20 protein-coding genes and 2 tRNA genes are annotated in these 18,502 nt (G+C 70.7%); 9 read left to right on the forward strand and 13 right to left on the reverse strand.

The features are described 5' to 3' along the window. Positions 1-39: 39 nt before the first annotated feature. The 4 genes from BLU79_RS41045 to BLU79_RS41060 form a co-directional block, all read right to left on the reverse strand. Positions 40-813 (reverse strand): META domain-containing protein, encoded by a 774-nt coding sequence (locus BLU79_RS41045; protein ID WP_093911180.1) that lies wholly within the window; start codon positions 811-813, stop codon positions 40-42. 71 nt (positions 814-884) lie between these two features. Then, positions 885-1,682 carry a maleylpyruvate isomerase family mycothiol-dependent enzyme gene (locus BLU79_RS41050; RefSeq protein ID WP_093911138.1) on the reverse strand — a complete coding sequence of 266 codons (798 nt, stop codon included), beginning with the start codon at positions 1,680-1,682 and terminating at the stop codon, positions 885-887. Between the two features lie 10 nt (positions 1,683-1,692). Continuing rightward, entirely contained in the window at positions 1,693-2,988 is a 1,296-nt protein-coding gene (locus tag BLU79_RS41055; RefSeq protein WP_093911139.1) for a hypothetical protein, read from the reverse strand. Further along, entirely contained in the window at positions 2,985-4,208 is a 1,224-nt protein-coding gene (locus BLU79_RS41060) for a hypothetical protein (protein WP_093911140.1), read from the reverse strand. The genes BLU79_RS41055 and BLU79_RS41060 overlap by 4 nt, the downstream gene beginning before the upstream one ends. A 387-nt stretch (positions 4,209-4,595) precedes the next feature. On the opposite strand from BLU79_RS41060, the gene BLU79_RS41065 reads away from it, so the two are divergent. Together BLU79_RS41065 and BLU79_RS41070 are read left to right on the forward strand one after the other, a co-directional pair. Beyond that, entirely contained in the window at positions 4,596-5,141 is a 546-nt protein-coding gene (locus tag BLU79_RS41065; RefSeq protein ID WP_143052563.1) for a hypothetical protein, read from the forward strand. Positions 5,142-5,185: 44 nt separating this feature from the next. Next, on the forward strand, positions 5,186-5,872 hold the full coding sequence (locus BLU79_RS41070; RefSeq protein ID WP_093911142.1) for a hypothetical protein: 687 nt from the start codon (positions 5,186-5,188) through the stop codon (positions 5,870-5,872). 64 nt (positions 5,873-5,936) lie between these two features. Here the strand turns inward: BLU79_RS41070 and BLU79_RS41075 are convergent, their stop codons facing one another. From BLU79_RS41075 to purS, 9 genes are all read right to left on the reverse strand, one after another. Beyond that, positions 5,937-6,332, reverse strand: coding sequence for a hypothetical protein (locus BLU79_RS41075; protein WP_093911143.1), 396 nt, complete (start codon positions 6,330-6,332; stop codon positions 5,937-5,939). A 26-nt stretch (positions 6,333-6,358) separates the two neighbouring features. Continuing rightward, the gene (locus BLU79_RS41080; RefSeq protein ID WP_093911144.1) at positions 6,359-6,844 is read right to left on the reverse strand and encodes a protease inhibitor I42 family protein; all 486 of its coding nucleotides are present in this window, start codon (positions 6,842-6,844) and stop codon (positions 6,359-6,361) included. Positions 6,845-6,848: 4 nt separating this feature from the next. Beyond that, positions 6,849-8,399, reverse strand: coding sequence for a peptidoglycan-binding protein (locus tag BLU79_RS41085; RefSeq protein WP_093911145.1), 1,551 nt, complete (start codon positions 8,397-8,399; stop codon positions 6,849-6,851). Positions 8,400-8,452: 53 nt separating this feature from the next. Further along, entirely contained in the window at positions 8,453-8,881 is a 429-nt protein-coding gene (locus BLU79_RS41090; RefSeq protein ID WP_093911146.1) for a hypothetical protein, read from the reverse strand. A 144-nt stretch (positions 8,882-9,025) separates the two neighbouring features. Beyond that, the gene (locus BLU79_RS41095) at positions 9,026-9,874 is read right to left on the reverse strand and encodes a M23 family metallopeptidase (RefSeq protein WP_093911147.1); all 849 of its coding nucleotides are present in this window, start codon (positions 9,872-9,874) and stop codon (positions 9,026-9,028) included. A 40-nt stretch (positions 9,875-9,914) separates the two neighbouring features. Then, on the reverse strand, positions 9,915-10,415 hold the full coding sequence (locus tag BLU79_RS41100; protein ID WP_093911148.1) for an ArsR/SmtB family transcription factor: 501 nt from the start codon (positions 10,413-10,415) through the stop codon (positions 9,915-9,917). A 142-nt stretch (positions 10,416-10,557) separates the two neighbouring features. Continuing rightward, complete coding sequence (purL, locus tag BLU79_RS41105; RefSeq protein ID WP_093911149.1) at positions 10,558-12,816, reverse strand: phosphoribosylformylglycinamidine synthase subunit PurL; 2,259 nt, start codon at positions 12,814-12,816, stop codon at positions 10,558-10,560. Further along, positions 12,813-13,493, reverse strand: coding sequence for a phosphoribosylformylglycinamidine synthase subunit PurQ (gene purQ / locus BLU79_RS41110; RefSeq protein WP_093911150.1), 681 nt, complete (start codon positions 13,491-13,493; stop codon positions 12,813-12,815). The genes purL and purQ overlap by 4 nt, the downstream gene beginning before the upstream one ends. Next, on the reverse strand, positions 13,490-13,753 hold the full coding sequence (gene purS / locus BLU79_RS41115) for a phosphoribosylformylglycinamidine synthase subunit PurS (protein ID WP_015659417.1): 264 nt from the start codon (positions 13,751-13,753) through the stop codon (positions 13,490-13,492). The genes purQ and purS overlap by 4 nt, the downstream gene beginning before the upstream one ends. 280 nt (positions 13,754-14,033) lie before the next feature. Here purS and BLU79_RS41120 point away from each other — a divergent pair, with 280 nt between their 5' ends. The 7 genes from BLU79_RS41120 (at position 14,034) to BLU79_RS41150 (ending at position 18,501) form a co-directional block, all read left to right on the forward strand. Then, a complete protein-coding gene (locus tag BLU79_RS41120; protein ID WP_093911151.1) occupies positions 14,034-14,351 on the forward strand; it encodes a histone-like nucleoid-structuring protein Lsr2 in 318 nt (105 codons plus the stop codon). 164 nt (positions 14,352-14,515) lie between these two features. Further along, positions 14,516-14,587 (forward strand) — tRNA-Gly (locus BLU79_RS41125). An 80-nt stretch (positions 14,588-14,667) separates the two neighbouring features. Further along, positions 14,668-14,740, forward strand: a tRNA-Gly gene (locus BLU79_RS41130). A 132-nt stretch (positions 14,741-14,872) separates the two neighbouring features. Beyond that, complete coding sequence (locus tag BLU79_RS41135; RefSeq protein ID WP_093911152.1) at positions 14,873-15,832, forward strand: ABC transporter ATP-binding protein; 960 nt, start codon at positions 14,873-14,875, stop codon at positions 15,830-15,832. Then, positions 15,829-16,605: an ABC transporter permease gene (locus tag BLU79_RS41140; protein WP_093911153.1), complete on the forward strand. Its 777-nt coding sequence runs from the start codon at positions 15,829-15,831 to the stop codon at positions 16,603-16,605. The genes BLU79_RS41135 and BLU79_RS41140 overlap by 4 nt, the downstream gene beginning before the upstream one ends. A gap of 16 nt (positions 16,606-16,621) precedes the next feature. Then, the gene (locus BLU79_RS41145) at positions 16,622-17,854 is read left to right on the forward strand and encodes a sensor histidine kinase (RefSeq protein WP_093911154.1); all 1,233 of its coding nucleotides are present in this window, start codon (positions 16,622-16,624) and stop codon (positions 17,852-17,854) included. Further along, positions 17,851-18,501, forward strand: a complete 651-nt coding sequence (locus tag BLU79_RS41150; RefSeq protein WP_256333648.1) for a response regulator transcription factor — start codon at positions 17,851-17,853, stop codon at positions 18,499-18,501. The genes BLU79_RS41145 and BLU79_RS41150 overlap by 4 nt, the downstream gene beginning before the upstream one ends. Position 18,502 lies beyond the last annotated feature (1 nt).

Here is an 18,502-nt window from a genome sequence, read left to right on the forward strand (position 1 = left end):
CCGAATTGGGGAATGCCTGATCAGCGCTGCCGTAAAGGATCACTCAGCGGCGGCTGCGTTCACCCGCTCGCCGTTTTCGCTGGTCAGAGTGAGGTTGCGGTGATCGACTTCGTAGGTGACCGTGCCGTCGAAGAGCGCCAGGAGGGTCTTCTCCGTATTCATGAGTGAGGTGTCGCACAGCATTCGTGTGGTGGACGCGGTGCCGAGCGTGATACGGCCGTCGCTGACCGTCGCCGTGGCCTTCACCTTGTTGCAGCCGAGGCTGCCGCTGACCTGTCCGGCCTTCTCGTCGAAGGTGAGGTGGGCCTTGCCGCCGGTGTCGGGGCTGGTGATGGTCCACTTCGTGCCCTTGAGCGGGGCGGCCTCCTGCTTGGTGAGGGCGACGCGGTCGCCGTCCGCCGTGGTGAGCGTCAGCTTGTCGCCGTCGACCTCGGTGGAGAGGTCTCCGTCGGCGAGGGTGCGGGCGAGGGTCGTCTCGAAGTTCGTGGGCACACCTTCGCAGGCCATCTCGGTCGCCTGCACCTTGTCGAAGGTGACGTGGCTGTCGGCGAAGGCGGCGTCGGCGCCGAACTTGTTGCAGCCCAGGTTGCCCTTGACCTCGCCGCCGTCGGCGATGCTCAGCCAGGCGCTGCTCGGAGCGGCGCTCTTCTTCCCGTCGACGGTGAGATCGTCGACGGCCCAGTGGACGCCGGTGACGGAGGCCGCCGCCCCGGAACCGACGGTGTCACTGCCCGCCTTTTCGTTGCCGCAGGCCATGGCGAACGGGAGGAGGGTGAGGACGGCGAGAGCGGCCAGTCGCTGCGGTTTGTCCATGCCGAGTGTGTCCATGCCGGTGGGACGGGAGGGACGCGGGACTGGTTCCGCTCGGTTCCGCTTGGCGCCCGTCACCCCATGAGGGGCAGCAGTCTCCCCAGGTCGGCCCGCTCCCCGCTCGCGCTCACCCTGGCCTCCGCGACGGCGTCCTTCCAGGCCACGCGCCCGGTGGCGAGCCTGATCCAGGTCAGCGGGTCGGTCTCGACGACGTTGGGCGGGGTGCCCCGGGTGTGCCTCGGTCCCTCGACGCACTGCACGACGGCGTACGGCGGGATCCGCACCTCGGTCGAGCCGCCGGGCGCCCTGGCGGCGAGGGCGTCGGCGAGGAGGCGGGTGCAGGCGGCGAGGGCCTGGCGGTCGTAGGGGATGTCGAGGCCGGGGACGGCGGCGTTGAGGTCGTCGGTGTGGACGACGAGTTCGACGGTACGGGTGACCAGGAAGTCGGCGAGGGTCATGGCGCCGGTGCGGCTGCCGAGGAGGCGGTCGCCGGGGGTCGCCGCGAGCCGGTGCGTGATGCGTTCCTCGGTGCGTGCGTAGAGGGCGTCGAGGTCGGGGTTGGCCTTGGCGAGGGCCTGGGTGTCGTCGGAGATGCCCTCGGCGCGGACGGCGGTGGCGAAGGGCCACTCCAGGAGGGTCAGTCCCTGCTTCGCCGGCTCGTCGCGCTCGAGGGCGAGGCTGACCGTCTCCACGGCCATGGTCACGTGCGCGGCCAGGTCCCGTACGGTCCAGCCCCCCAGGCGGGTGGGGAGGGCGAGTTGGTCGGGGGTGAGGGTGTGGACGGCCTGTCGTACGTGCCCGAACTGGGTGAGGATCGCGGTGCGGATCCTGGCCGGGTCGTAGGTGCGGGCGCGCTTCTTGGCCGGAGGCATGGCGGCGAGCCTAGTCGGCGGTGAACGTGGAGGCGGCCGGGAACTTGATGTCCGCGCAGTGGCGGCGGGCGGCGATGTCGTCGACGTAGGCCTTGAAGAGGGCGCGGAGGCGGGGCTTGATCACGTCCTCGTAGGAGTAGGGGACGCTGAGGGTGTGCACGGCGGGCCGGCCGGCGCAGGTGGAGGCGGCCCACCAGACGCCTGCGCGGGACCCTGCCGTACCGGGGCGCAAGGGGGTCTGGTCGCCGCCGAAGTACTCCGCCACGACCGCGTGGGCCTCGTCGCCGATGAAGGATTGGGTCTCCAGCGACCACGGAGAGAAGCTCAGCACGTGGGAGAGCCGCTTGTCGTCGTCCCTCGGCAGCTCCGGCCAGACGCGTCTGACCTGCGCCGGACTCGCGGCGAGCAGGCAACTCTCCTCGGTGCTGTGCGCGCCGATCGGGGCCGGGAGGGCTCGGTCGGGAAGGCGGCCCGTCTCCTCGCGGCCGAGGAAACGGGCGTACCAGCCGCAGGTGCCCTTCGCGGACGGGGCCTTCACCAGCTCGGCGTCCGGTATGTAGAGCCGGTCGAAGAACGCCGGAGACTTGGCCTCGGGGGTGCAGTGGAGGTGCTTCGCGGCCTTGTACGCGGCGTCGACGGCCAGCTGGATGAGGGTCCGGCGGTCCTGGAAGGTGACGTCGTCGTCGTAGGTCGCGCCCGCCGTCACGTTCACCGAGGTGATCCCGGTCTTTCCGGTCTTGACGGTCTTGTCGGCCGTGCCGGTCCGGCAGGTGACCTTGACCGTGGCGCTGTCCTGGTCGTAGCTGCCGAGCCCGCCGTCGTCCTCCTGCGAGAGTCCGAGGGGATAGTCGGGCGACTCGTCGGCCACTCGGGTCACGTCGTCGGGGCGCTCTTCGCGCTGGTCGGAGAACGGGTCCTCGTCGCCGACGAGGTTGGCGTACCTGTCACTGGGCTTCGTATGGACCTTCAGACCGAAGTGGCCGTACGACGTCCCCGGCCGCCCCACCCGGTAGATCGTGCAGCCGCCCCCGCCCGGCAGCGAGCCGAGCGTGAACGAGTCGTCGGTGGCGCTGCCCGCCCGCGCCCGTGCCGTACCGCCGCCCAGACCGAGCACCCGGTCGGGGTCGACGAGTCCCGCGCAGGCCTCGGTGATGCGCTCCCGACTGGCCTGGCGGTCCCGGTACTCCTGGGCCTCCAGCCACAGTCCCCAGCCGCTCGCCCCGATGCCCAGGACGGCGGTGACGGCGACCAGTTGGTTGAAGGCGTTGCGCAGGCGGCTGCCGCGGTCCGGGGTCCGCCAGTTCATGACGACGCCTGTTCCGTGAAGGTGGCATGGGCGGGGAACTTCAGGTCCGTGCAGCCGCGGCGGTGGGTGACGTCGTCGACGTAGGCGCGGAAGACCTTCTCGTACGCCGGTGTCGTGAGCTCGTCGTACTGCCAGGCGATGGTCATGGTGTGGATCTGGGGCCGGCCGTCGCAGACGGAGGAGGCCCACCAGACCGAGTCGTCGCCGCCACGGCCCGCCTTGCCGGGTTCGGCGAGTGTCGGGGATTCGCGCGGGATGGTGCGCCTCAGCTGCACGTTCTTCGCGCCTTCCCCGGAGTAGGTGTGGAAGGAGGCGAACCAGGTGCCCGGGCGGGAGGGGTGGTCGACGTCCGCCCGCCGTGCCGCGTCGGAGTACGCGACCTCGGCCGCGCGCTCGTCGCTGAGGGCGAGGCCGCAGGTCTCGTCCCACAGCAGTTCGTCCGGGCGGCTTTCGAGCACCTGGTCGGCGAGGCGCGGCTGCCGGGCGAAGCCTGCCTCGCGGTACCAGGCACAGGTGCCGTCCGCACGGGAGACCGGGAGGGGGCCCTCCGTCAGGGCGGGTATGTCCTGCGGCGGGTCGGGCAGGCGGTCGGCGCAGCCCAGCCGTCCGGCGAGGTTGTTGGCGGTGGTGACGGCGATCCGCGCGAGCGTGTTCCGGTCGTGCGCGGTGGGCTGGCCGTCCTCGGTGAAGGGCGGGCCGGGGTCCATCAGCGAGGCTCTCGACCACAGCGTCTTGACGGGACCGTAGGCCTCGCCTTCGGGGCAGGGGAGCTCGACGGTGACGCCCGTGTCCGTGACCACGCCCGCGATGCCGCCGCCGAGCGGCTGGTCGGGGTAGGTGTGGTCGCCCCACTCGTTGAGGAGGGAGTCGACCGGGTCCTCGGGGATCACGGGGTCGTCGTCCGGGAGGGTGCCCACCGCGGCCGTGAAGAACCAGCGCTCACCGCTGTCCGTGCCGTACTTCTCGCCCGCCTCGGTGCTGAAGATCTCGCAGTCCTGCGGCAGGCCGGCGTCGAGTTCGATCGTGCCCTCGTCGGCCACCCGGTGCGAGATGGTGCCGCCCGCCGGGGAGAGCGACAGCACGCGGCCGGCCGGGACGAGGCCCGCGCAGGCCTCGTTGATCTGGTGCCGGCCGCTGAGGACCTGCCAGATCTGCGTGCCGCTCCAGACGGTCCCGGCCACCGCCGTCAGACACAGCACCACGTTGACGAACTTGCGCACCCCGCTAGGGACTTCCACTGTTCCCCGTTCCCCCGTTGATCAGCTCACCCGAAGCTATCAGCGGGGACTGACAACGGGCTCTCCGGCCGCTGCCGACTCCCTGCCGCCCGGACCGAATCTTTCCGGCCAACTCGAACACGTTGACGAAAACGATCGGCCTTCTCCCGGCGCCTCCCCCCTGAGTCGGGTAGATCATTTTCGGCCAGTCCGGTGATCGAATGCCATGGCGCCCGCGCCGAGCCCCCGCCTACAGTGACCGCGCCCAGGCCGGGCGGATCCGACCAATCCGCTTCTTGCCGGGGCCACTTGATGACCAGCGGGGGAACGCTGTGGCGCGTCGGACGCGCCCGCATGCTCTTCCCCCGCGTCCTCACATGGGGGAAAACCTTGTTCCTACGCAACCGTGCCGTCGCCGCCGGCCTCTCGACGGCCGCCCTCCTGCTCGCCGCCGTCCCCGCCGCCCACGCGGCCGACACCTCCGCGCCCGCCGACGCGTCCACGGACCGGCTCGTCGCCGCGCCCGCCGAGAGCCGTACCGGCGACCAGGCGCAGGGCCTGCGGCAGCACCGCGCACCGTCGGCCGGGGTGTTCATCACCGACGGCGACCGCGTCCACGTCTCCTCCACCCCGCCGCCCACCGCCTCCGGCCACGGCTGGTGGAAGAAGATCAGCGGCCCCGGCACCAAGGCCAAGGTCACGGTGACGCTCCAGGCCCGCCCCTTCGGGGCCTCGGGCTGGAAGGACGTCGCCACGGGCTCGAAGACCGTCAAGTCCGGCGGCGGCGCCGGCAAGCGCGCCACCGCCCGCAAGACCTGCACCAACCTGATCCAGAAGACCGAGTGGCGCAGCGTCATCGACGTCGACATCGTCGGCGTCGCGGACTCGCCGGAGAAGGTCAGCACCAAGGCCGCCACCCTGTGGTGCGGCTTCTGATGGAGTACTGCCATGAGTGAAGGTCTTCCCGCTGGAGTACCGGCATGAGCGACGGCTTCCCCGCACCCCTGGTGATGCGTGTGCACGGTCGGCTGACCCTGCACACGTGGCTCGCCGCCGCCCACCGCGCGGGGCGGCTGGAGGAGGACCTGTTCTCCCTGGCCGTCGCCCGCACCACCGCCTACGGCTGGGCGGACTTCGGCCACGGGCTCGCCGGGACACGATGGGGCCACAACGACGCCGGCGGCGACTGGACGCAGGACGGCGAGGTCCGGGAGATCGCCTGGATCCAGGTCGACTGCGCCGAGGCGCCGGCCGGTCAGCGCGTGCCGCTCACGCCGCTGGGCCGCGTCGTCGCCGAGTGCCTCTCCCGCGTCGGCACGTTCGACGTCCACGCCGTCGAGGTGAGCGTTCCGGTGCACGAGGCGGTCGACGCCCGGCGTGATCTGGCGTACGCCGCGACCTGGGCCGATCTTGCCGACCCGGCCGGGCGCGCGGAGTGCACGGTGAGCGTGGACACGATCGCCGACCCGGCGCCGGCCGCCACGGTCGTGGAGGCGTGCCGGGCACGTGCCGGGGAGGCCGCACGTTTCGACCACGACGGCACGCGGCTGCTGTGCCGGCTGCGTGAATGGTCCCTCGATGCCGCGATCTGGGTGCTGGAGATCGTCACGGACGCCCTGCGGGTGTCCGGGCTCGGCACCCGGGCACAGGTCCGTATCGAGGTCTGAGTACATGGGTGAGGGCCCCGCCTGTGGAGACAGGCGGGGCCCTCACGCGTCGTGGAACCCGTACCTACTGGTGGGGCGTACGGGAATCGCGGCGCGCCCCGATGAGTTCGGCGACGGTGTCCAGCCAGCGGGCGGCACGGGCCTCGGCGTCCGGGCCGGCCGCCACGTCCGAGGCGGTCCGCAGCCAGCCGCGCAGCACCTCCGAGGCGTCGGCCGAGGGCAGTGGTTCGGGCAGCTCGGCGACGTATTGCACGCCCCCGGCCCGCACCGTGTCGGCGAGGAACGCCACCGAGCGCGGCAGCACCCCGAGCCGGTCCAGCGTGACGGCGGCCGCGACGGCTCCGTCGCCGAACAGGGCGGTGTGGAAGGCGTCCCGGGTGAGCCCATAGAGCAGCAGGGTGCCGACGTCGGTGGCTGCGATCAGCTCGTCGTCGGTACGGGTGGCGGGGGTGGGCGGCATGGCGATGGTCCTCGGCTACGTGGCGATCAGCTGACGGTGATCGTGTAGAGGTAGTAGGTGGGGTTGTCCGTGTCGTCCGGGGTGTCCGTCTCGGCTGCCGTCGTGACCGATAGCGGCGATGCGCTGCTCCCGGGGGACGGGCTCGCCGTGACCTCGGCCGCGCTGTGGCACAGCCCGTGCGGGCAGTACAGCAGCTTCACCGTGGTCTTGCCGGGCGCCACCGCGGTGAACTCGAAGTGCTGGGTACCACCACCGCTGCCGGTGACACCCTTGTCGCCGCCCTCGATGTCCTCGCCCTTGCTCTCGTAGCGCAGCACGGCCGAGTCCGGCCGCGGTTCGGCGAGGTACCAGTTCTCGCCGAGCGAAGGGCTGGCGGGCACCTCCAGGGTGAACTCGTCGCCGGCCTCGACGGTCACCTTCCGCTCGTCGGTGCCGTACGAGTCCGGCCCGGTCAGCCCGCAGCCGGCGAGAGCCACAAGGGGGAGGGCCGCGAGGGCGGTGCGTATGCGCACGGTGTCATCCCTGCTCGATGTAGACGTTGTTGACGTTGTCGAACCGGTCGTCGCTGGCCGCGCTGAGGTCTCCCTTGACGAAGTCCTCCTCGCTGACCCAGGTCGTCGTACCCCACGGGTTGTAGACCTGGAGCATGTTGCCTTCCTGGCCGACGATCATCATGCCGTGGCCCACCCAGTCGCCGTTCTCGTCCTTCCCCTCGACGTTGATCGGCACGGGTTTGCCCTCGGCGACGGACTTCTCGATGTCGGTCAGGACATCGCGCCGGTCGTCGTCGGACCCCATCTCCTGCACGTCGTAGCGGTCCCCGGTGTGCGGTGACAGCTGCGAGTCGGAGATCTTCTCCTGCCCCTCGGAGTCCATGCCGGCGGGCTGCCGGTCCCACAGCCAGCCGGAGTTGGCGCCGTCGCCCTCCTCGTGCAGCCGCATCTGCTCGTCGGTGAGCCGCTCGCGGAACGCCTCGGGCGAGTCGTCGGTGCCGTCCGGGCCGCCGGTGAGCCCCAGGGCGTACACCGGGTCCACCATGGCGCGCGCGGTGACGGTCGAGGACGGGACACAGGTGGAGCCGTCCTGGGACCAGTTCTCCTGGCCGTACGTCTGCCGCTCCTGACCCCAGCCGTTGGTGGTGACGGGGGCGAGGTGCTCCTGCAGCCACCGGGGGTCCTTGCCGTGGATCTTCCCGGCGAAGTCCTCGACCTGGTCGACGTCGTAGCCGGCGGCGAGGGACTTCATGATGTACGCGCGTTCCTGCGGGGTCTTCGCGTCCGCCAGCAGGCGTTCCATGCGGTCCTGGTCGGCGGCGGACAGCTTCTCCATGCGGGTGCCGGCGCGTTCGAGGTCGTTGGCGGTGAGGATCTCGTTCAGCTCGCGGTCGCCGTCGATGTTGGAGGTGTCGGCCAGCACCAGGCGGTCGGCGGCGGAGAGGTTGTCCGTGCGCATCTGCCCCGCGCGGGCTTCGGCGGCGAACTTGTTCAGGTCGCGGGCGGCGGCCCGGGCCGCGTCGTCGGCGGCCACGGCGGCCGCGAGCCGTTCGTCGACGCCGGCCGTGCCGATGGACCGGGCGCGCACCCGGGCCTGCTCCTCGCCGTCGTCCTCGTGCAGGCCGTCGAACCAGCCGTCCTCCCCGCCGAGCTGTCCGCGGGCCTCGTTCAGCTGATCGCGGCCCGTGCTGTCACGCTTCCGGGCGTCGACGAGCACGTCGGCCAGGGTCAGCAGGGCCTGGGCGCCGTCACGGAAGGCGCAGGCCATCTGGTCCGCCGAGCGGGACGCGGCGGCGACGACTTCCCCGGCCCGGGCCCCGGTCGTGCCGACCCAGGCGTTCGGCAGGCCCTCCCGGGCTACCTTGTCGACGCGGTCGCGCACGTCGTCGGCGTCGTCGGCCTGCGAGCGGTACTGCTTCGCGAGGGTCTTGAGGGTGTCCGGGTCGCCGAGCGGAGCGGGAACGGCCAGGGCGGCGTCGATGGCCTCGATGAGGTCGTTCTTGCTCTCGGCGCCGGCGATGGTGGAACACAGTTGAGTGAGGCGTTCGCGGCGGTCAGTCGTGGATTCGGTCACAGCGGTCCCTGAGCGGTGCGGCGTGGCGGGAAGGGGCGTCGGAAAGCGGGGGCTCAGCCGAAGACGGACGGCGTGGTCCGCGGGTCGGCCTGAGCGGGCTGTGTCGTGATGCCCCCGGGAAAGGGCCGTTCGCCGTACGCGATGGGGGCGACGATGCCGTCGCCGGACTGGGCGGCGCGCAGCCCGCCGATGGCCTCCCCTTCCGCCCCGCCATAGGCACGGTTGGAGATACGCACCCGGTCGGCGAGCTCGTGCAGCGCGTCGGACAGGGTCTTCGCCTCGGCCTCCCAGGCCGAGGCGTAGTCGCTGAAGGCGGGGCCCATGTCGGACCCGCCGAGCGCCTCGGGCGTGTAGCACTGGGTGGCGGTGATCGCCGTACGTATCCCGGCGGTGTCGTCCCCGGCGGCGTCCAGCTTGTCGGCCTCCGAGTCCAGCTCTCCGGCCTGTATTTGGTACCCGGTACCGACCTGCCCAGCGCTCATCGCGCCCTCCCCCGTGTGCGTCCCGTCATGGTGTCAAGGCCACCCGCTGTGCGGTGAGTTGCCGCGGCGGGCCGGTGCGATGACGGACTGATGGTAGGTCACCTGAGGTACGGCGCAGTAGACGGGACCTGTACGGCCGCCTGCCTACGCGGGCTGCGACGGCATGGAAACTGAAGGAGCGGGCACCTCGAAGAGCTCGCGGTTGCCGGGGACGCCGATGCCGCGCCAGGTGAAGGGGATACCGCGGGCCGTGTCCGGGTCGGGGCCGTCCATCAGCTGGAAGTGGAGGTGCGGCTCGGTGGAGTTGCCCGAGTTGCCGCAGCGGGCGAGCTGCTGTCCGGCGGTCACCCGGTCGCCCTCGCGGACGGTCAGCGAGCCGCGCCGCAGGTGGGCGTAGAGCGCGTAGGTGCCGTCGCCGAGGTCGAGGACGACGTGGTTGCCGACGATCCGCTTGACGCCGGCCAGGTCGCGCACCGATGCCTCCAGGATCATCAGGTACAGCAGCGCGAGCAGTGAGGTGCGGCTGAGGTGGTCGCGCTGGTCGTCGACGACCCGTACGACGGTGCCGTCGGCCACGGAGAGCAGCGGTGCGCCGAAGGCGGGAAAGTCACCGTTGCGGCGGGCGATCGGCCACAGCCAGCGGAAACCCGGGCGGGCGCCCGGCTCCGGCTCGGCGACGACGTCGATGGCGTAGGTCTGCCCGTACGCGTGCGTGCCATGGCTCGGAGTGCGGTCGGCCGGGCTGTTCAGCGCGGACCAGCGACCGGTGACGGGCGGATCGACCTCGACCGGTTCCCGGGCGACGCGAGGGCTGTCCGGGGCGCCGCCGCCGATCCTGTGGGCCACGATGACGATCGCGTAGGCCAGGACGAACGGCAGGAAGTTCCACCACCACGGATATCCGAGATCCAGCGAGAAGTGGGCGATGATCAGGCCGATGCCGGTCAGTTGCAGACCGCGGAAGGCGATCATGGCGAGTTTGCGTCCGGACATGGTTCCCCCTTGTTCCAGCTTGCTTGTTCGTGACTTCGCGTCAGGGCCGTGCCGCCGACAGCGCCACCAGCAGCGGTACGACCCGCCCCGCCGGCACCTCGTACCGGCCCCGCCCGGTCGTGTGGAGCCAGCCCGCGCCGGTCAGTTGGCGCAGGTGGTGGTAGATCTGGCCGGTCGTGCCCACCTCGTCCAGCTCGGCGAGTTCGGCAGCCGTGCGCCGGCCGCCGAGGATCTCGCGGAGCAGCCGCAGCCGGACCGGATGGCCGAGCGCGGCGAACGACTCGGCGGCCTCGGTCCAGTCGTCGTCGAGCAGGCCGTCGGTCAACGCGCCGTGCTGCCACTCGTACTGCTCCCCGGTCGGCAGCCGCACGGCGCCGGTGAAGAGCACTCCCCCGTCGGCCGCCTTCAGCTCGGCCAACTGGTCCTTGAACCCCTGCAGGGCCCAGAAGTCGCCCTCGCCGAGGCGGGGTGCGGTGTGCTGCGCGTTCTCCAGCGCGGCCAGCCGTCGCTCCAGGTCGGCGACGCGGTGTTCGAGTTCCACGCCTCGATATTACGGAACTACGTAATTACGTGCAACCGCCAATCGCCCCCCCCACCGACGACCGGCGGCACGAGCGCCGGCAGCACGACGAAGCCCCCGCCCGGCGAACCGGACGGGGGCTTCGGAGCCGTAGAGCCGCTGCCTACTTGAGCAGTGCCGGGATCGTCTCCTCGTGCGCCACGCGCAGCTCCTCCAGGGTGAGCGCGAACTCGCCCTGAACGTCCACGGTGTCGCCGTCGACGACACCGATGCGGGTGACCGGCAGGCCCCGCGCACCGCACATGTCGTTGAAGCGGACCTCCTCGGAGCGCGGCACGGCGACGACCGCGCGCCCCGCCGACTCGGAGAACAGGAGGGTGAAGGCGTCGAGCCCGTCCGGTACGACCAGACGCGCGCCCTTGCCGCCGAGCAGCGCCGACTCCACGACCGCCTGGATCAGGCCGCCGTCGGACAGGTCGTGCGCGGAGTCGATCATGCCGTCGCGGGAGGCGGAGATCAGGATCTCGGCGAGCAGGCGCTCGCGCTCCAGGTCGACCTTGGGCGGCAGACCACCGAGGTGGTCGTGCACGACCTGCGACCAGGCCGAACCGCTGAACTCCTCCCGCGTGTCGCCGAGGAGGTACAGCAGCTGGCCCTCCTCCTGGAAGGCGACCGGCGTGCGCCGGGCCACGTCGTCGATGACGCCGAGGACCGCGACGACCGGGGTCGGGTGGATGGCCACCTCGCCCGTCTGGTTGTAGAGCGAGACATTGCCGCCCGTGACCGGCGTGCCCAGCTGCTGACAGGCGTCGGCGAGTCCGCGCACCGCCTCCGCGAACTGCCACATCACCGCCGGGTCCTCCGGCGAGCCGAAGTTCAGGCAGTCGGACACCGCGAGCGGCTTGGCGCCGGTCGTGGCGACGTTGCGGTACGCCTCCGCCAGCGCCAGCTGGGCGCCGTGGTACGGGTCCAGCTTGGCGTACCGGCCGTTGCCGTCCGTCGCGATGGCGACGCCGAGGCCGGTCTCCTCGTCGATGCGGATCATGCCGGAGTCCTCGGGCTGGGCGAGGACGGTGTTGCCCTGCACGAAGTGGTCGTACTGCGAAGTGATCCACTTCTTGGATGCCTGGTTGGGAGAGGCCACCAGCTTCAGGACCTGGTCCTTCAGCTCCTCGCTCGTCTCCGGCCGCGGCAGCTTGTTCGCGTCGTCGGCCTGGAGCTCGTCCTGCCAGGAGGGGCGGGCGTACGGGCGCTCGTAGACCGGGCCCTCGTGCGCCACGGTGCGCGGGTCGACGTCGACGATCTTGCCGCCGTGCCAGTAGATCTCCAGGCGGTCGCCGTCGGTCACCTCACCGATGACGGTGGCGATGACGTCCCACTTCTCGCAGATCTCCAGGAACCGGTCGACCTTCTCCGGCTCGACGACCGCGCACATGCGTTCCTGCGACTCGCTCATGAGGATTTCCTCGGGCGAGAGCGTCGAATCACGCAGGGGTACGTCGTCCAGGGTGACGCGCATGCCGCCGGAGCCGTTGGAGGCCAGCTCGGACGTCGCGCAGGACAGACCCGCCGCGCCCAGGTCCTGGATACCGACGACCAGCTTCTCGGCGAACGCCTCCAGGGTGCACTCGATGAGCAGCTTCTCCTGGAAGGGGTCGCCGACCTGGACGGCCGGACGCTTCGACGGCTTGGCGTCGTCGAAGGTCTCCGAGGCGAGGATCGAGGCGCCGCCGATGCCGTCACCACCCGTACGGGCCCCGTACAGGATGACCTTGTTGCCCGCGCCGGACGCCTTCGCGAGGTGGATGTCCTCGTGCCGCATCACACCGATGGCACCGGCGTTGACCAGCGGGTTGCCCTGGTAGCAGGAGTCGAAGACGACCTCGCCGCCGATGTTGGGCAGGCCCAGGCAGTTGCCGTAGCCGCCGATGCCGGCGACGACACCCGGCAGCACCCGCTTGGTGTCGGGGTGGTCGGCCGCACCGAACCGCAGCGGGTCGACGACGGCGACGGGCCGCGCACCCATGGCGATGATGTCGCGGACGATGCCGCCGACACCGGTGGCCGCGCCCTGGTAGGGCTCGACGTACGACGGGTGGTTGTGCGACTCGACCTTGAAGGTGACCGCGTAGCCCTGGCCGACGTCGACGACACCGGCGTTCTCGCCGATACCCACGAGCAGCGCGTCGGACTGAGGGGCCTTCTCGCCGAACTGGCGCAGATGCACCTTCGACGACTTGTAGGAGCAGTGCTCGGACCACATGACGGAGTACATGGCGAGCTCGGCACCGGTGGGCCGGCGGCCGAGGATCTCCACGACCTTCTCGTACTCGTCCTTCTTCAGACCGAGTTCGGCCCAGGGCAGCTCGACGTCGGGGGTCGCGGCCGCGTGCTCGACCGTGTCCAGAGGCGTCCGGCTCATGCGTTGACCAGCTTCTTGAGGATCGAGGTGAAGAAGGGGAGACCGTCGGTGCGGCCGGACCCGATGAGGGGCTCGACGGCGTGCTCCGGGTGCGGCATGAGGCCCACGACGTTCCCGGCCTCGTTGGTGATGCCGGCGATGTCGTTGAGCGAGCCGTTCGGGTTGAAGTCGAGGTAACGGAAGGCGACCCGCCCCTCGGCCTCCAGCTTGTCCAGCGTGTACTGGTCGGCGACGTAGCGGCCGTCCATGTTCTTCAGCGGGATGTGGATCTCCTGGCCGGACGCGTAGTCGGCGGTCCAGGCCGTGTCCGCGTTCTCCACCCGCAGCTTCTGGTCGCGGCAGATGAAGTGCAGGTGGTCGTTGCCGAGCATCCCGCCGGGCAGCAGGTGGGCCTCGGTCAGGACCTGGAAGCCGTTGCAGATACCGAGGACCGGGAGGCCGGCCTTCGCCTGCTCGATGACCGTCTCCATCACGGGCGAGAAGCGGGAGATGGCGCCGGCCCGCAGATAGTCGCCGTAGGAGAAACCGCCGGGCAGCACCACGGCGTCGACCTGCTTGAGGTCCTTGTCCTTGTGCCAGAGAGCGACCGGTTCGGCACCCGCGAGGCGGATCGCGCGCTGGGTGTCCCGGTCGTCGAGACTCCCCGGGAAAGTGACGACGCCAATACGAGCGGTCACTTCGCGGCCTCCGCGACTTCCTCCACCTTGACGGTGAAGTCCTCGATCACGGTGTTGGCGAGGAAGGATTCCGCAAGATCATGGATGCGGGCGAGCGCGGCCTCGTCAACCGGCCCGTCAACTTCCAGTTCGAATCGCTTTCCCTGACGTACGTCCGAGATGCCTTCGAAACCCAGCCGCGGCAGTGCGCGCTGCACCGCCTGGCCCTGGGGGTCGAGGATCTCCGGCTTGAGCATGACGTCGACTACGACGCGTGCCACGTGCACTCCCGGTGGTGTGGTGCTGAGCAGGTTCCTGCAGGTGGTTTCAGACTACCTGCACAAAATTTCTACGCGCGTCGACTTGTAGGAATCTACGTGACGGCTGTCACGGCGGGGAGGAACAGCGAGTGACGGCGAAAAGTTCCGGAAAAGATCCCGGATCGACACCCGATACCTATTGCGCTCGGACACGCGGGAGGATTTAGTCGGGCTTCACATCGCATTGTCGGGCACTGTACAAATGAATTGTCAGCGTGCCGGTACGAAGGGACCGATATTCGTGGCGCAGAAGGTCGTGGTCACGCTCTTTGACGACATCGACGGCTCAGAAGCGGCGGAAACGATCGCCTTCGGACTCGACGGCAAGTCGTACGAGATCGACCTGAATGAAACCAATGCCAAGAAACTGCGTAAGGCGCTCGCGCCCTACGTGGACGCGGGCCGCAAGCGGTCGAAGTCAGGCAAGGCGTACAAGCAGACCGAGGTCGCCCCTGACCCGGCGGCCGTCCGGGCCTGGGCCCAGGCCAACAAGATGGAGGTGCCGGCCCGCGGCCGGATCCCCAAGAAGGTCTACGAGGCGTTCAGCGCGGCGCAGTGACGCCGGCCTGAGGTCTGCCGAGGTTGCCTCAGGGTCCGTCAGCGGGCCCTGAGGACGGCCCACTTGGACCGGTGCGACAACCGACTTGCGCTACCCCCCTGCCGATCAGCTAATGTCTGGGACACGCCGCCGGGCGGGCCGAAAAAGTCCAGCTCGCGGGGCTTGCGGGTGTAGTTCAGTAGTAGAACATCCCCCTTCCAGGGGGAAGGCGCAGTGTGCAATTCCTGTCACCCGCTCCGCACCGCCGTCCGAACCACTGATGTGGATCAGGTAGGCTGGTGCTCGCGCCGATCGGTGAGAGCCGTTCGGAGGCAATGCGGACGTAGCTCAGTTGGTAGAGCGCAACCTTGCCAAGGTTGAGGTCGCGAGTTCGAGCCTCGTCGTCCGCTCGGGAATGAGACCCCGGTCCTGATGGACCGGGGTCTTTTCGTGTGCCTTCCCTCTGGGCCTCTGACATTTGTCATGCGGAGTGGTGACAGCGCGCACTGCTGCCGGCCTCGGATCGCCGGGACGCTGGTGTCATGAACATCAACGAACACGAACACGTGATTGAGGTCACCGACCTGCGTCGTGTTTACGGGGGCGGGTTCGAGGCGGTGCGCGGAATCTCGTTCTCCGTGAACCGCGGAGAGGTCTTCGCGCTGCTCGGCACCAACGGCGCGGGCAAGACGTCGACCGTAGAGCTGCTGGAAGGGCTGGCGCGACCCGCCGAGGGGCGGGTCCGGGTACTCGGGCACGATCCCTACGCCGAGCGGGACGTCGTACGGCCGCGGACCGGGGTGATGTTGCAGGAGGGCGGCTTTCCGTCCGAGCTGACCGTCGCCGAGACCGCGCGGATGTGGGCGGCGTGCGTGAGCGGGGCCATGCCCGAGGCGGAGGCGCTGGACCTGGTCGGGCTCGGGCGGCGGGCCGGGGTGCGGGTGAAGCAGCTGTCCGGAGGTGAACGGCGGCGGCTGGACCTGGCGCTCGCGTTGCTCGGCAAGCCCGAGGTGCTGTTCCTGGACGAGCCGACGACCGGCCTCGACGCCGAAGGGCGCCGGGACACCTGGGAGTTGGTGAAGGAGCTGCGCGACGCCGGTACGACCGTGCTGCTGACCACGCACTACCTCGAAGAGGCCGAGAACCTCGCCGACCGGCTGGCGATCCTGCACGAGGGACGCATAGCGGCGGCCGGGACCCCGGCCGAGGTGACGGCGGCCCAGCCCTCGCGGATCTCCTTCGAGCTGCCCCAGGGCTACTTCGTGGGAGACCTGCCGCCCCTCGCCGACATGGGAGTGAGCGAGCACGAGGTCGACGGGCGCATCGTACGGCTGCGGACCCACGCGTTGCAGCGGACCGCGACCCGGCTGCTGGTGTGGGCCGACACGGCAGGGGTGGAGCTGCGGCGGCTGGACGTGCGGCCGGCGTCGCTGGAGGAGGCGTTCCTGGGGATCGCCCGGGAGGCGGCCGGCGCCGCCGAGAAGAAGGAGTACGCGGCATGAGTACGGCGGTGACCACCCCGGTGGGGCGTATGACGGCGTTGGCCAGGGCCGAGCTGACGTTGCTCGGGCGCAGCAAGGGCACGCTGTTCGCGGCGTTGTTCGTGCCGCTGGTGCTTCCCGTCAGCGTGCGGGAGGCGGCGAAGGGGATGGACCTGGCGGAGGCCGGTCTCACCCTCGGCACGGTCATCCTGCCCGCCTCGATCGGCTTCTCGCTGCTCTACGCGGTCTACACGACACTCGTCGCCGTCTACACCGCCCGACGTGAGGAACTCGTCCTCAAACGGCTGCGCACCGGCGAGCTGAAGGACACCGAGATCCTGGCCGGGGCAGCACTGCCCGCCGTGGCCACGGGCCTCGCGCAGTGCCTGGTGCTGACGGTCGGCTGCACCGTCCTGTTGGACGTGGGCGCGCCCCGTGCTCCCCATCTCGCCGTGCTGGGCCTGCTGTTGGGGCTGGTGCTGTGCGCGTCTCTGGCCGCCGTGACCGCGGCGCTCACCCGCACCGTCGAGAGTGCGCAGGTCACGACCCTGCCCGTGACGCTTCTCTCCATGATTTTCTCCGGGATGTTCATCCCCCTGGAGATGCTGCCGGACCGGATGGCCTCGGTGTGCGAACTGCTGCCGCTCACCCCGGTGATCACCCTGCTGCGGGGTGGCTGGACCGGTGAGCTGTCGGCGTACGAGGTGATCGGTCCCGTGCTGACCGGGCTGGCCTGGGCGGTCCTGGGCGTGTTGGCTGTGCGACGGTGGTTCCGATGGGAGCCGCGGCACTGAGGCAGGGGGACGGGGTATGCGCGGGCCGGGCACGTGGTGGCGGGGGAAGAGCACGCCGGAGAAGGTGGAGACGTACACGAGGTGGTCGTTCCACTTCTTCGCGGTGATCGAGGTCGTGGCGGTCGGGCTGCCGGTCGTCGGCGAGATCGGGGCCGGGCTCGGCCTCTGGCTGATGCTCATGGTGTGCGTGCACGGGGCGCTCTGCGCCCTGACCGTGTCGCGGGCGCTGGACTGGGTGCGCGGCCGGTGCGAGCAGCCGGTGTGGCTGTTGTGGACGCTCGGCGCCGCCACCGCGGTGCTCGCCGCCACGGCTCTCGCCGTCGCCGAGTACGGTCCGGACGGTGACGGCGTCGACACCGCGGCGGGCGGGGTCTTCGGCGTCGTGCTGATCTTCGGGGCGGGGACCATCGCGCTCGGCCTGCGCAGCCGACGGCACGTGTACGCCCTCGTCGTGGGGTTCGCGGCCGGTGCGGGGCTGGTCGCGTTCCTGCTGGGCCAGCCCGCTCCCGTCGCGCTGGTCAGCATGGTGTCGGTGCTGTTCGGCGGTGCGTTCCTCGCCTTCACCGCCGTCTTCTCCGTCTGGCTGCTCAAGTCCGTCTACGAACTCGACGAGGCCCGCGAGACCCGCGCCCGGCTCGCCGTCGCCGAGGAGCGGCTGCGGTTCGGGCGGGATCTGCATGACGTGATGGGGCGGAATCTGGCGGTCATCGCGCTGAAGAGCGAGCTCGCCGTGCAGTTGGCGCGGCGCGGGCGGCCCGAGGCCGTGGAGCAGATGATCGAGGTGCAGCGGATCGCGCGGGAGTCGCAGCGTGAGGTGAGGGACGTCGTACGGGGGTATCGGGAGGCCGACCTGGGGGTTGAACTCGCGGGTGCGCAGGGCGTTTTGACGGCGGCCGGGATCGAGTGCGTGGTGACCGGCGAGGCGGCCGGGCTGCCGGTCGAGGTGCAGTCGGCGCTGGCGTGGGTCGTGCGGGAGGCGACCACGAATGTGCTGCGGCACGGGGATGCCGTGCGGTGTGCGGTGGGAGTACGGGTGAGGGAGGGGCGCGTGATGCTGACGGTGGAGAACGACGGGGTTGCCGGAGCCTCCGACGGGGGTGGGGGCTCCGGGCTCGCGGGGCTGCGGGAGCGGCTGGCCGCGGTGGACGGCACCTTGGCGGCCGGTCCCGCCGGGGAGGGGCTGTTCCGGCTGGTGGCGGAGGTGCCGTTGGCGGAGGCCGGGGCGGGCGTGCGGGAGGTCACCGTATGACCGACCTCAAGAGCGACCGTATGCCCGACCGCGCGACCGGGCCCGTACGGCTGCTGCTCGCCGACGACGAGCATCTGATCCGGGGTGCGCTCGCCACGCTGCTCTCACTGGAGGACGACCTCGTGATCGTCGCCGAGGCGGCGAGCGGGCCGGAGGCGCTGGCGATGGCGCGGGCGCACGAGCCGGACGTCGCCGTACTGGATCTTCAGATGCCGGGGGCCGACGGTGTGAGGGTCGCCACATCTCTGCGGGCCGAACTGCCCGGCTGCCGGGTGATGATCGTGACCAGTCACGGGCGGCCCGGACATCTGAAGCGGGCCCTTGCGGCGGGTGTGCGCGGGTTCGTCCCGAAGACCGTCAGCGCTCAGCGGCTCGCGGAGATCATTCGTACCGTGCACGCCGGAAACCGCTACGTCGACCCGGAGTTGGCCGCCGACGCCATCGCCGCCGGGGACTCGCCGCTGACCGCGCGGGAGGCCGAGGTACTGGAACTCGCCGCCGACGGGGCGCCCGTCGCGGAGATCGCGGAGCGGGCCGCACTGTCGCAGGGGACCGTACGGAACTATCTGTCGTCCGCGGTGTCGAAGCTCGGGGTGGAGAACCGGCACGCGGCGGTGCGTCTCGCACGGGAGCGGGGTTGGGTATAGT

This window comes from Streptomyces sp. cf386, from assembly GCF_900103585.1.
GTDB lineage: Bacteria > Actinomycetota > Actinomycetes > Streptomycetales > Streptomycetaceae > Streptomyces.

What these genes read in the sequence shown, in the direction of transcription:
- BLU79_RS41140 (WP_093911153.1), top strand. Translation starts at nt 15,829, where the DNA reads ATGAGTACGGCGGTGACCACCCCGGTGGGGCGTATGACGGCGTTGGCC.
- BLU79_RS41150 (WP_256333648.1), top strand. Translation starts at nt 17,851, where the DNA reads ATGACCGACCTCAAGAGCGACCGTATGCCCGACCGCGCGACCGGGCCC.
- purL (WP_093911149.1), bottom strand. Translation starts at nt 12,816, where the DNA reads ATGAGCCGGACGCCTCTGGACACGGTCGAGCACGCGGCCGCGACCCCC.
- BLU79_RS41045 (WP_093911180.1), bottom strand. Translation starts at nt 813, where the DNA reads ATGGACAAACCGCAGCGACTGGCCGCTCTCGCCGTCCTCACCCTCCTC.
- BLU79_RS41095 (WP_093911147.1), bottom strand. Translation starts at nt 9,874, where the DNA reads ATGTCCGGACGCAAACTCGCCATGATCGCCTTCCGCGGTCTGCAACTG.
- BLU79_RS41055 (WP_093911139.1), bottom strand. Translation starts at nt 2,988, where the DNA reads ATGAACTGGCGGACCCCGGACCGCGGCAGCCGCCTGCGCAACGCCTTC.
- BLU79_RS41145 (WP_093911154.1), top strand. Translation starts at nt 16,622, where the DNA reads ATGCGCGGGCCGGGCACGTGGTGGCGGGGGAAGAGCACGCCGGAGAAG.
- BLU79_RS41050 (WP_093911138.1), bottom strand. Translation starts at nt 1,682, where the DNA reads ATGCCTCCGGCCAAGAAGCGCGCCCGCACCTACGACCCGGCCAGGATC.
- BLU79_RS41070 (WP_093911142.1), top strand. Translation starts at nt 5,186, where the DNA reads ATGAGCGACGGCTTCCCCGCACCCCTGGTGATGCGTGTGCACGGTCGG.
- BLU79_RS41075 (WP_093911143.1), bottom strand. Translation starts at nt 6,332, where the DNA reads ATGCCGCCCACCCCCGCCACCCGTACCGACGACGAGCTGATCGCAGCC.
- BLU79_RS41135 (WP_093911152.1), top strand. Translation starts at nt 14,873, where the DNA reads ATGAACATCAACGAACACGAACACGTGATTGAGGTCACCGACCTGCGT.
- BLU79_RS41090 (WP_093911146.1), bottom strand. Translation starts at nt 8,881, where the DNA reads ATGAGCGCTGGGCAGGTCGGTACCGGGTACCAAATACAGGCCGGAGAG.